The organism is Rhodococcus sp. 27YEA6 (assembly GCF_044908235.1).
In the GTDB taxonomy this organism is placed as follows: domain Bacteria; phylum Actinomycetota; class Actinomycetes; order Mycobacteriales; family Mycobacteriaceae; genus Rhodococcus_F; species Rhodococcus_F qingshengii.
Map to the genome: position 1 here is coordinate 192,397 of NZ_JBIYCY010000005.1, position 12,741 is coordinate 205,137.

The window sequence follows — 12,741 nt, forward strand, 5'->3', positions numbered from 1 at the left end:
CTACCTGACTTCGGTGTCCCCGGTGGCGTAGAGTGGACCACGGCCACCATCGTGGTCCGTCAACATATAACGGCACACAGCCCAATTCCCCGCAGTATGCGTTCGGATTGCCAGGTGACATGTGCCCTGGCTCGTCCCTTTGCGAACTGTGTCGTGTATTTCAGCATGGCTTCTTCCGCTCCGCGACGTGCCCGTAGTCCGGAGAGGTTTCCGCGTGACCAACGCTGTCCAAATGTCGTCTTCCGAGAACATCGAAGACCCCACCGTCAATACCCCCGCTGCCGAAGAAGCAGTCGCCACCGAGCCGGGTATCACCTTCGCCGAGATCGGCCTGCCCGAGCAGCTTGTTGCCGCATTGGCGCGCAACTCCATCACCGTCCCGTCCCCCATCCAGGCGCAGTCCATCCCGGACGCGCTCGCCGGAACCAACGTTCTCGGCCGCGCACAGACCGGATCGGGCAAGACCCTCGCCTTCGGCCTGCCGATGCTGACCCGCCTCTCACGCCACGAAGATCGCCCGGCCGCCAAGCGTCCCCGCGCACTCGTGCTCGTCCCCACCCGTGAGCTTGCTTTCCAGGTGGTCGACTCCCTCAACTCCTACGCCGGCGCACTCGGACTCACGGTTCGTCCCGCTGTCGGTGGAACGCCGTTCGCCAAGCAGGTCGATCAGCTCCGACGCGGCGTAGACGTCCTCGTCGCAACGCCGGGTCGTCTCGGCGACCACCTGCGTCAGGGCACCTGCATCCTCGACTCGGTGGAAATCACCGCACTCGACGAAGCCGATCAGATGGCGGACATGGGCTTCCTGCCCGAGGTTCGCTCGATCCTCGGTGAGACCCCCGCAGACGGACAGCGTCTGCTGTTCTCGGCAACCCTCGACCGTGAGGTCCAGTCGCTGGTTCGTCAGTTCCTGGCCAACCACGTCACCCACTCCACCGAAGACGGCCGCGCAAGCGTCGACACGATGGAGCACTACGTCCTCCTCGTCGATCGTGGACAGAAGGATTCAGTCCTCGCCGAGATCGGTGCCCGCGACGGACGCACCATCATGTTCGCCCGCACCAAGCTCGGTTGCGAGGGAATCACCGACCGCCTCCGCGCAGTCGGCATCGCTGCCGAGTCGCTTCACGGCGGCAAGGCACAGAACCAGCGCACCCGCGTCCTCGAGCGTTTCAAGAACGGCCGCACACCGGTCCTCGTCGCAACGGACGTCGCAGCACGCGGAATCCACGTCGACGGCATCGACCTCGTCGTTCACGTCGATCCCCCGGCCGACCACAAGGACTACCTGCACCGCGCTGGTCGTACCGCTCGCGCCGGCGAGAAGGGCACCGTTGTCGCCATCGTGCTGCCCAACCAGAAGCGTCAGTTCAAGCGTCTGACCGGTATGGCCGGCGTCAATGCCGCAGCCGTTGCCGTCACCCCGGGTTCTGCTGAACTCGCTCGCATCACCGGCGCCAAGAAGCCGACCGGAGAACCGTTGCGCGAGAGCTCTTCTCGTGGCGAGCGTTCCTTCGGTGATCGTGGTGGAAGCCGTGGCGGATACCAGGGCAACCGCTCGTCCGGTGGATACCAAGGCAACCGTTCTTCGGGTGGCTACCAGGGCAACCGCGACGGCGAGAGCCGCGGCGGATACCAGGGTGATCGCTCCAGTGGTGGTTACCAGGGCAACCGCGACAGCCGCCCCTCGACCGGCTACCAAGGAAACCGCTCTTCGGGTGGCTACCAGGGAAGCCGCGACGGCGAGAGCCGCGGCGGATACCAGGGCAACCGCTCTTCCGGTGGATACCGGGGTGATCGCTCCAGCGGTGGTTACCAGGGCAACCGTGACAGCCGTCCGTCCTACGGAGACCGCGACAGCCGCCCCTCGACCGGCTACCAAGGAAACCGCTCTTCGGGTGGTTACCAGGGCAACCGTGACGGCGAGAGCCGCGGCGGATACCAGGGCAACCGCTCTTCCGGTGGTGGATACCAGGGCAACCGTGACAGCCGTCCGTCCTACGGAGACCGCGACAGCCGCCCCTCGACCGGCTACCAGGGCAACCGCTCCTCCGGTGGATACCAGGGAAACCGCGAAGGCGGCGACAACCGTGCAGCCTCGACCAGCGGTGGCGGCTTCCGCAGCCGTACCGACCGTCGTAGCTATGACGGATTCGACGGCCCGAAGCGCGATCAGCGGTAATACCTGCGCTGAGCTGCGGCTCGACAACTGAACACTGAGAACCTTCCGGCTGTGCCCGAAGCTGTATCGAGACGGATGCAGGTCACTGCAATTAAAGTGATCTGCATCCGTGTTTTGTATGCACGGTCTGATGTTCACGCGCGTCGCGGCCGCACCGTTTTCGGCTGCGCACAGCGCAGGATTTCACAGCCGCGGACCGAGAGGGAAAGCTGTAAGCATGTCAACCACTAGCACCGAATCACCCCGAGCTCAGATCGGCGTCACCGGCCTGGCCGTCATGGGTTCGAATATTGCCCGCAATTTCGCCCGCCACGGTCACACCGTTGCCCTGCACAACCGCAGCATCGCGAAGACCGATGCCCTGATCGCCGAGCATGGTTCCGAGGGCGATTTCGTGCGCACCGAGACCGTCGAGGAGTTTGTTGCCGCACTTCAGAAGCCGCGACGCGTCCTGATCATGGTCAAGGCCGGCGCCCCGACCGATGCTGTCATCGAAGAGCTCGCAAACGCCATGGAGCCCGGCGACATCATCATCGACGGTGGCAACTCGCTCTACACCGACACGATCCGTCGTGAAGCGGCGATCCGCGCCCGCGGACTGCACTTCGTCGGCGCCGGTATCTCCGGTGGCGAAGAAGGCGCACTCAACGGTCCGTCGATCATGCCGGGCGGCCCGAAGGAGTCCTACGAGGCTCTCGGCCCGCTTCTCGAGTCCATCTCCGCTCACGTCGACGGCACCCCGTGCTGCACGCACATCGGCCCCGACGGCAGCGGTCACTTCGTCAAGATGGTGCACAACGGCATCGAGTACGCCGACATGCAGCTCATCGGCGAGGCGTACAACCTCTTCCGCGACGCTCTGGGCTACGACGCCGGTCAGGTTGCCGACGTCTTCACCGAGTGGAACAAGGGCACCCTCGAGTCCTACCTGATCGAGATCACCGCCGAGGTGCTCCGCCAGGTCGACGCCGAGACGGGCAAGCCTTTGGTCGACGTCATCGTCGACGCTGCCGAGCAGAAGGGCACGGGCCGCTGGACGGTCAAGTCCGCTCTGGATCTGGGCGTGCCGGTCACCGGTATCGCCGAAGCCGTGTTTGCTCGCGCACTGTCCGGTAGCCGCAATCAGCGCGCTGCAGCTCAGGCGCAGGGTCTGGCTGCCGGCTCTCTCGGCGACAAGCCTGCTGACGCCGAGCAGTTCGCCGCCGACATCCAGGCCGCGCTGTACGCGTCGAAGATCGTGGCGTACGCGCAGGGCTTCGATCAGATCGCTGCCGGCAGCGCCGAGTACGACTGGAACCTCAAGCCTGCCGACCTGGCGACGATCTGGCGCGGTGGCTGCATCATCCGTGCGCAGTTCCTCAACCGCATCAAGGACGCGTTCGACGCGGATCCGAGCCTGCCGAGCTTGATTCTGGCGCCGTACTTCCGCGAGGCCATCGAGGCAGGCATCGACAGCTGGCGCCGCGTGGTCGCCACCGCGACGATGCTCGGCATTCCGGTACCTGCGTTCGCGTCCTCGCTGTCGTACTACGACGGTCTCCGCGCGGAGCGTCTGCCGGCCGCCCTGACTCAGGGTCAGCGCGACTTCTTCGGCGCGCACACCTACGAGCGCATCGACAAGCCGGGCAAGTTCCACACACTGTGGAGCGGTGACCGCAGCGAAATCGAGGCCTGATTCACAGCGGGTATCGGTAGATGCGGTCATCTGCGTCTACCGATACCCGGTAGCCTGGACAAATGCAGGAATCGACGATCGACTCGCCCACCTCGACCGAAGGGCGTTCGTTCGTCGACCTCGGAATCCCCGCCGTGATGGTGCACGCGTTGCGCCGAAGCGGCATCGATGCCCCCTTCCCCATTCAGTCGGCAACCATCCCCGATGTTCTTTCCGGTCGGGATGTACTCGGGCGCGGTGCGACGGGTTCCGGAAAGACTCTGGCCTTCGGGCTTCCGATGCTGGTGCGCCTCAAGGGTGGGGCGAGCAAGCGGAATCGTCCGCGCGGTTTGGTGCTCGCTCCCACCCGTGAGCTGGCGATCCAGATCCACAAGGCACTCGACGACGCCGCTACCGAGATCGGTTTGCGTGTGGCAAATGCGGTCGGGGGCGTTCCGATCAAGCGTCAGGCCGACATCCTTGCCCGCGGCGTCGATCTGCTGATCGCGACCCCCGGGCGCCTACTCGACCTACTCGACCAGAAGTCGGTGATTCTCGACGACGTCGTGATCACGACCATCGACGAAGCCGACCACATGGCAGACATGGGTTTCATCGACGAGGTTGCGAATATTCTCGACACGACTCCGAAAGACGGTCAGCGTCTTCTCTTCTCGGCGACACTCGACGGCAAGGTCGACGATCTGGTCGCGGGTTACCTGCGCAATCCGGCGTCGCACTCGACTGCTCCCCCGGTTGCGACCGTCTCGACCATGGAGCATCACCTGCTTTTCGTCGACCGCGACGACAAGAGATCCGTTGTCGCACATATCGCTTCGCGCGCGGGGCGGACCATCATGTTCGTCAAGACCAAGCACGGTGTGGATCGTCTTGCGCAGCAACTGCATTTGATCGGCGTCTCGGCCGGGGCTCTGCACGGCGGCAAGACGCAGAACAATCGGACCAAGACCCTCGCGTCGTTCTCCGACGGGACAACACCGGTCCTGGTCGCCACCGATGTCGCCGCGCGCGGAATCCATGTCGACGACGTGACGCTCGTCGTTCACGTCGATCCCCCGGCCGAGGCGAAGGACTACCTGCACCGGGCCGGCCGGACGGCACGCGCCGGGGAATCAGGCGTCGTCGTCACCATCGTCACCGACGAAGAACGTGATTCGGTCGAGAAGTTGACCAAGCAGGCAGGCATCAAGGTTCACGGTGTGCGGGTTCGTCCTGACGATCTTGAACTCACGCGCATCACCGGTGCGATGGAGCCGACGGGAATTCCGGTCGAGGCTCCCGATACGACGGTTGCCGTCAAGCACACCGCCAAGCGTGGCCGTCAGGAACACGACACTGCAGGCCGGACCGCTGCCGGAGGCCGGATGAAGAAGGACGGCGACAAGCGCGCCGCCTCCTCGCGGCGCGTCACCGATCCGAAGAGTGTGAAGAAGATCCGTGCGGACGGCACTCCGGTCCCGACCCGTTCGGAGCGTCTGGCGTCCAAGGGCTTGACCCCGCGTCGCGGCGCACCCGGCGCAGGAAAGCCGTCTGCCGGAAATCGGGCGGGCAAGCGCGCACACTGAGGGAATGGGTGATCTTCCACTGATCTCGGTTCTCTGCGCACTTCTCGCTGCACTGCTCTTCGCGTGCGCTTCGGTCGCTCAGCAACGGGCGGCGTCCGCGGTTCCCGAGGGCGAGGCGTTGGTGGCGTCGTTGATTCGCAGTCCTCGGTGGTGGGCCGGGCTGATCGGTGACGGCGGCGGGTACGTCATGCAGGCCGTTGCACTGTCGTTGGGTTCGGTGTTGGTGGTGCAGCCGCTGATCGTGACCTCGTTGCTGTTCGCGCTGCCTCTCTCGGCCAAATTCTCGGGAATCCGCATCACCCGTTCCGCGTGGTCACTGGCGATCATGCTCGCGATTTCCTTGGCGATCTTCCTCGTCGTCGGCGATCCCACCGAGGGAGACAGCAATGCTCCATGGTCGGATTGGGCTGTGCCCCTGACGATTACGGTCGCAGTGGCCGTGGCCGCAACTGTCGGCGGCTTGTCCAAACTCGACGGCGGCTGGCGCGCACTGCTTCTCGGCTCTGCGGCAGGCATCTTCTACGGCGTCGCCGTCGCATTCACCAAGTACGTCACCGACCTACTCGGCCACGGCGTCGTCGGGGTGATTTCGGCATGGCAGACGTGGGCGCTGATCGCCTCGGGCGCAATCGGGGTCTACCTGCAACAGCGCGCGTTCCAGGTCGGGCCGCTGTCGGCGTCGCTACCCGCCCTGACGATCGGCGAGCCGATCGCGGCCATCTTCCTGGGGATGACAGTGCTCGACGAACGCCTCCGCGTCGACGGTCCCGGAATTGCTCTCATCGGGTGCGCCGTCGCCGTCATGATCATGACCACGATCGCCCTCTCCCGCTCACAAGCGCGCGATACCGAGGGCGCTACGGCGGAATCGACGGTAGGCTCGTGAAACGTGCAGTTCCTCGAAGGGCAACGCCCCCCATACGACCTGACCTACGACGACGTCTTCCTCGTCCCTAACCGGACCGAGGTCACCTCTCGGTTCGACGTCGATCTCAATTCTTCCGACGGATCCGGAACGACCATTCCCGTCGTGGTCGCCAATATGACCGCAGTCGCCGGCCGCCGCATGGCGGAGACTGTCGCCCGCCGCGGCGGACTGGTCATCATTCCGCAGGACGTCCCCACCGACGCTGTCGCCGAGACCGTGGCGTTCGTCAAGAGCCGCCACCTCGTCGCCGATACGCCGGTCACGCTGAGTCCGGACGACGCCGTCTCCGATGCGCTGGCGCTGCTTCCCAAGCGCGCTCACGGCGCGGTCGTGGTGGTCGAGGACGGTAAGCCTCTCGGTGTCGTCACCGAGGCTGCCTGCGCGGATGTCGATCGGTTCACTCGCCTCCGTACCGTCGCGATCACCGACTTCGTCACGGCCCCGGTCACCGCCACACCGCGTGAGGTCTTCGAACTGCTCGAAACCAAGCACGATCCGCTGGCGGTCATCGTCAACGAAGACGGGACTCTTGCCGGCGTCCTCACCCGCACCGGCGCGATTCGTGCCGGCATCTACGACCCCGCAGTCGACGAGCGCGGCGCACTCCGGGTCGCTGCGGCGGTCGGTGTGAACGGTGACGTGGGCGCCAAGGCCAAGGCTCTCGTCGACGCCGGTGCAGACGTGATCGTCGTGGACACGGCTCACGGTCACCAGCAGAGAATGATCGATGCGCTCACCACCCTCAAGGCGCTCGATCTCGGCGTCCCGTTGGTTGCAGGCAACGTGGTCTCCGCACAGGGAACCCGTGATCTGATCGCCGCAGGCGCGGACATCGTCAAGGTCGGCGTCGGGCCCGGAGCCATGTGCACGACTCGCATGATGACCGGCGTCGGACGCCCGCAGTTCTCGGCCGTCGCGGAATGTGCTGCAGCGGCACGTGAGCTCGGCAAGCACGTCTGGGCCGACGGCGGCGTTCGACACCCCCGCGACGTTGCACTCGCCCTCGCGGCGGGCGCGTCGAACGTCATGATCGGCTCGTGGTTCGCCGGCACATACGAGTCCCCCGGCGATCTCAAAGTCGATCAGGCGGGCAACGCGTACAAGGAGAGCTTCGGTATGGCCTCCAAGCGCGCTGTTGCCGCTCGCACAGCCACCGAAACGGCTTTCGATCGCGCCCGTAAGGGATTGTTCGAGGAAGGCATCTCCAGTTCGCGGATGCGTCTCGATCCCGAGCGCCCTGGAGTCGAGGACCTGATCGATCAGATCTGTTCCGGCGTGCGCAGTACCTGCACGTACGCGGGTGCGCGCTCTCTCGAGGAGCTGCACGAGAAGGCCGTTCTGGGCGTGCAGTCCGCCGCCGGATTTGCCGAAGGACGGCCGCTTCCGTCTGGTTGGTGAACCACGTTCTGTGACTGTCGGCGGGTGCTCGGGTCCCTACTCCCGGGCACCCGCCGGTATCATTGGATCCGTAAACAGAAAACAAAACTCGGTCGGGTGCCCTTCGGCGACCCGACCGAGCCCGCTACTGCCGAGAACTACTCGGCTCTGACGAAAGGAACCCGGTGCCCGAGGCACCCACACACTTACCCGGCGCTACACCCGTCGTATTATCCGAGGAATCTTCTGATTCCGCCGGTTCGGAGGGCTCCTCTAGCGAGCCGGGAGACAAACCCGGCGGCCCCCGTGCACATCTCAGGTGGCGATGACACATGGACATCGTTTTCACCATTCTCAGCCTGGTCGGCTTCATCGCGCTGACTGCAGGCACCGCCCTCTTCGTGGCGGCCGAATTCTCACTGACCGCGCTCGAACGCAGCACCGTCGACGAAGCTGCTCGTGGCGGCGACCGACGCTCGCGGCAGGTTCAACACGCGCACAAGACTCTTTCGTTCCAGCTCTCCGGCGCTCAGCTGGGCATCACGATCACAACCCTGATCACCGGTTACCTGGCCGAGCCGGTCCTGGCACGGTTCATCACACCGGTCACGAAGGCCGTCGGGCTCAGTGAATCCGCGGCCTCGACAACGTCTTTGATCTTGGCGCTCGTGATCGCGACCTCGTTCTCCATGATCTTCGGTGAGCTCGTACCGAAGAACCTCGCAATCTCCAAGCCGATGCCCACCGCCCGCGCGACTGCGGGCCTGCAAGCAGGGTTCTCGCTGATCTTCCGGTGGGCCATCAACGGCCTCAACGGAACCGCCAACTGGATCGTGCGACGCCTGGGCATCGAACCCGCGGAGGAATTGCGCTCCGCGCGATCACCGCAGGAACTCGGGTCCCTCGTGCGGACGTCCGCGCAGCGCGGGTCCATCGACAAGGGCACGGCGATGCTCGTCGACCGTTCACTGCAGTTCGGTGACCGCACGGCAGAAGAGCTGATGACTCCGCGAGTGAAGATCGAATCGCTGGAACTTTCGGACACCGTCGCAGACCTGATCGTGACGGCGTCGCGGACCGGCTATTCGCGCTTCCCGGTCGTTCGCGGCGATCTCGACGACACGGTCGGCGTCGTACACATCAAGCACGCGTTCACCGTTCCGGCCGAACGTCGGCGCACGACGCGCGTCGACAGTCTGGCTCAACGTGTTCCCGTCGTGCCGTCGAGCCTGGACGGAGACACCGTCATGGAGCGAATCCGCTCCGACGGTATGCAGGTTGCGCTCGTCGTCGACGAGTACGGCGGAACTGCCGGCATCGTCACGATGGAAGACCTCATCGAGGAAATCGTCGGCGATGTGCGCGACGAACACGACGAACCCGAACTCGACGTGCAGCGCGTCGGCGACGGATGGTCGTGCTCCGGTCTCCTTCGCATCGACGAGGTCACTTCGGCTACCGGGTACACCGCTCCCGAAGGCGACTACGACACGCTCGGTGGGTTGGTGCTCACCGAACTGGGCCGCATCCCCGACGAGGGTGACGAGGTGGAATTGCCCGACGTCGACTCGTCCGGTGATTCGCGCGGAAAGTGGATCGCACGAGTGACCGGCATGGACGGCCGCCGTATCGACCGGGTGACCATCACGCCGGTCCCCGCTTACGTCGAACCCGAATCCGCAGACGACAGCAAGAAGGAGTCCGACGATGAATAACCTCTTCGGTGTACTCCTCACCGTCGTGCTGCTCGCCGGCAATGCATTCTTCGTCGGTGCAGAGTTCGCACTGATCTCCGCACGACGTGACCGTCTCGAAGCACTGGTCGCGCAAGGCAAGAAGCGGGCGCTCACAGTCATCAAGGCCGGTGAGAACCTCTCGCTCATGCTTGCGGCGGCTCAGCTGGGCATCACGATCTGCTCGATCCTCCTCGGTAAGGTCGCCGAGCCCGCCATTGCGCACCTCCTCGAGGTGCCGATGGAAGCCGTCGGCCTGCCCGACGGATTGCTGCACCCGATCTCGTTTGCCATCGCGCTGTCGCTCGTCGTCGTGCTGCACATCCTGCTCGGCGAGATGGTGCCCAAGAACATCGCGTTGGCCGGCCCCGAGAAGACGGCCATGCTGCTCGTTCCCGTGCATCTGGCGTTCATCAAGATCGCTCGCCCGATCATCGCGTTCTACAACCTGTGCGCGAACGGAGTGCTCAAGCTTCTGCGCGTCGAACCCAAGGACGAACTCGACGTCACGGTCTCGGCGGTGGAGTTGTCCGCGATGATCGGTGAATCGCGATCCGAAGGTCTGATCGACGCCGAAGAACACCGGCGGTTGAAGCAGGCACTCGAATCGACCGATCGGACCGTCTCCGAGGTCCTGATCACTCTCGACAAGGTGCGGACCATTCCCCTCACACCGTCGGGAACAACACTGGGTGAGATCGAGCGTGCGGTCATCGAGACCGGATACTCGCGTTACCCGGTGCGAGCGAGCGACGGATCGCTGGCTGGGTACGTGCACCTCAAGGACGTGCTCGACGAGGTGCTCGACGAGGCCGCTGGACCGGACACCGTCGTTCCGACGTCGGATATCCGGCCGCTGCCCATCGTTCCGCTCAACACACCGCTGGCCGAAGCGTTGGCCGGCCTTCGTCGGGCCAGCTCGCACCTCGGCGCTGTCACGGACGCTGACGGAGTGGTGATCGGTATCGTCGCGCTCGAGGATCTCCTCGAGGAGTACGTCGGAACGGTCCGCGACGGCACGCACCGCGGCACGGATGCTGTTCCCGGACAAAGAAACAGCTGATCGATGACACGTTCGGTGCATTCACTCGCACTCGCGCAGAGCGAGTGGACGGCTCGGCGGGCGCTTCACCTCGAGGAGGTGGAGAAGCTCGTCGAGCCGCACCGAGCGCGTCGTAGCGCCGGTATCTCTCACCCGGTGCACGACTTCCTCTTCACGTACTACAACTTCAAACCCGCTCAACTGCGCCGCTGGCACCCCGGGTACGGAGTCGCGCTCGAGAACGCCGCCGAATACGCAGCCTTCTCCGGCTACCGCGTCGACGATTCGGGTACCGCGACGGTCGAGGCCTCAGTGCTGGAGCGTCGGCGTCACACAGTCGAATTCGTGTGGAATCTGTTGAATCAGACGTCTGCGCGGCCCGCTGTGCTGGGTTGCTTCGGCCTCCACGAATGGGCGATGGTCTATCGCGGCGGCGAGGACGCAATCCGTCACCAGTCGGTGCCGCTGCGACTCGGGTTCGCCGGTACCGACGCGGTCGTCGAATCCCTGCCACTCAAATGCACGCACTACGACGCGTTCCGGTTCTTCACACCGGACGCGGCCCCCAAGAACTCGCTCCCGCTTGCACGCGAAACTCAGATCGATCACGAACAGCCGGGCTGCCTGCACGCCGGTATGGATCTGTACAAGTGGAGTTTCAAGTTGTTGCCACTCGTCGATTCCGACCTGGTGATGCGGTGCTTCGAACACGCGCTCCTGGCCCGTGAACTCGACATGTGCGCGAGCCCATACGACCTTGCCGAGTACGGGTACTCCCCCATTCGTATCGAAACTCCCGCGGGCCGCGCCGAATACGTGCGTCAGCAACAACAGTTGGCGGATCGTGCTGCGCCGCTCCGCGATACGCTGGCAGAGAAGTGCCGGGAGCTTCTCGGCTACTGAACTGCCGAAAGGCGTCGCATGGATCACGGGTACGGGTTCTATCTCGACGAATACCAGCGTGACGTCGGGGTGCACACCGACGACCGACGCGGGCACATCGAATGCCCGGACTCGGCGGGTTTCCTTGCGGCGCACTTGCCGGTGTTCGACCTCGCTGCGGGCTCGGTAGCGGCGTTCGCCTCGGCGATTCATCGGTCAACCGGCCCGGGCGACGGACACTGGACCCTCGATCCCGAGCGCATCGCCGCCTCCTTCTCGAGCGATCGACTGTTCCGGATCGGCGGCGAGCCGATCAACGGGTTCTCCGAGCACTCGGGGTTCTTTGCCGCCCGCGACGGTTGGGTCCGCACGCACGGCAACTATCCGCACCATCGCGACCGCCTCCTCGCCGTCCTCGAGCTCGATCATGGATCACCCAAAGATGCAGTGGCGCAACGGATATCCGAACTCAGCGCCATCGAGATCGAGCAGCAGGCCGCCGAGATCGGAGCCATCGCGGTCCGTGTTCGTACCGAGACCGAGTGGCGCCTGAGTGAGCAGTGCGCAGCTGCGAGGTCTGCGCCTCTGGTATCCATCCGAGCACGCGACGAGGGAAAACCCCGCACGCATCCGACGCGCCCACGCGTTCTCGACCTGACCCGCGTCATCGCCGGTCCGGTCGCGACGCGTGCCCTGGCGTTGGTCGGCGCTGACGTTCTGCGGATCGATCCCCCGGCGATCCCCGAGATCGGATGGCAGCACCTTGACAGTGGACAGGGCAAGCGGTCGGCGCTTCTCGACCTGAAGTCCTCGGCCGGAGCGACAGCGTTCCGAGAACTCCTCGAAACCGCAGACGTACTGGTCACCGGCTACCGGCCGGGTGCACTCGAAGCCCTCATCGGGCAGGATCTTCCCGCCCACCTGATTCACGGGCGCGTCAGCGCATGGGGATGGGAAGGTCCGTGGGCGAATCGCCGCGGCTTCGACAGCATCGTGCAGGCCGCATCCGGTATCTCGTTCCTCGAGGGCGGTGAGAACCCTGGTGCGCTTCCGGCGCAGGCACTCGACCACTCGACCGGATACTTCTTGGCAGCGGGGATCCTCGACGCGTTGACGCTGCGCTCGCAGGACGGCCGTGGCCGCGATGTCGACGTGTCATTGGCCAGCACCGGCGCCCGTCTTCTCGACGCACCCGGCCGAACCGTCCATCCCGGTCTACCGACCGCTCCCGGCCTGAATGTTGTTGTCAACCATGCCGACGTGACCACCGCACGACCCGCGCTGGCAGAGTTCGAGGACTACCCCGAACCAGCCCATCCGTGGGGATCGGATCGCGCGGAGTGGGCACACTGAGGGA

Annotated in this window: 9 protein-coding genes; all 9 read left to right on the forward strand. The window is 65.0% G+C overall.

Translation table 11 applies throughout. From position 1 onward, the window contains the following. The first annotated feature begins 214 nt into the window (after positions 1–214). Positions 215–2,182: a DEAD/DEAH box helicase gene (locus tag ABH939_RS15795; RefSeq protein ID WP_404649792.1), complete on the forward strand. Its 1,968-nt coding sequence runs from the start codon at positions 215–217 to the stop codon at positions 2,180–2,182. A gap of 217 nt (positions 2,183–2,399) precedes the next feature. Continuing rightward, positions 2,400–3,857 (forward strand): NADP-dependent phosphogluconate dehydrogenase, encoded by a 1,458-nt coding sequence (gndA, locus tag ABH939_RS15800; RefSeq protein WP_007730904.1) that lies wholly within the window; start codon positions 2,400–2,402, stop codon positions 3,855–3,857. A gap of 62 nt (positions 3,858–3,919) precedes the next feature. Further along, on the forward strand, positions 3,920–5,422 hold the full coding sequence (locus tag ABH939_RS15805; RefSeq protein ID WP_404649793.1) for a DEAD/DEAH box helicase: 1,503 nt from the start codon (positions 3,920–3,922) through the stop codon (positions 5,420–5,422). A gap of 4 nt (positions 5,423–5,426) precedes the next feature. Further along, complete coding sequence (locus ABH939_RS15810; RefSeq protein ID WP_003944968.1) at positions 5,427–6,308, forward strand: DMT family transporter; 882 nt, start codon at positions 5,427–5,429, stop codon at positions 6,306–6,308. Between the two features lie 3 nt (positions 6,309–6,311). Continuing rightward, entirely contained in the window at positions 6,312–7,748 is a 1,437-nt protein-coding gene (locus tag ABH939_RS15815) for a GuaB1 family IMP dehydrogenase-related protein (RefSeq protein WP_042919784.1), read from the forward strand. A gap of 311 nt (positions 7,749–8,059) precedes the next feature. After that, positions 8,060–9,442: a hemolysin family protein gene (locus ABH939_RS15820; protein ID WP_003944847.1), complete on the forward strand. Its 1,383-nt coding sequence runs from the start codon at positions 8,060–8,062 to the stop codon at positions 9,440–9,442. After that, complete coding sequence (locus tag ABH939_RS15825; protein WP_341514295.1) at positions 9,435–10,523, forward strand: hemolysin family protein; 1,089 nt, start codon at positions 9,435–9,437, stop codon at positions 10,521–10,523. The genes ABH939_RS15820 and ABH939_RS15825 overlap by 8 nt, the downstream gene beginning before the upstream one ends. A gap of 3 nt (positions 10,524–10,526) precedes the next feature. Beyond that, positions 10,527–11,405: a 3-methyladenine DNA glycosylase gene (locus ABH939_RS15830; protein WP_341514294.1), complete on the forward strand. Its 879-nt coding sequence runs from the start codon at positions 10,527–10,529 to the stop codon at positions 11,403–11,405. 18 nt (positions 11,406–11,423) lie between these two features. After that, positions 11,424–12,737 carry a CoA transferase gene (locus ABH939_RS15835; RefSeq protein ID WP_404649794.1) on the forward strand — a complete coding sequence of 438 codons (1,314 nt, stop codon included), beginning with the start codon at positions 11,424–11,426 and terminating at the stop codon, positions 12,735–12,737. Positions 12,738–12,741 lie beyond the last annotated feature (4 nt).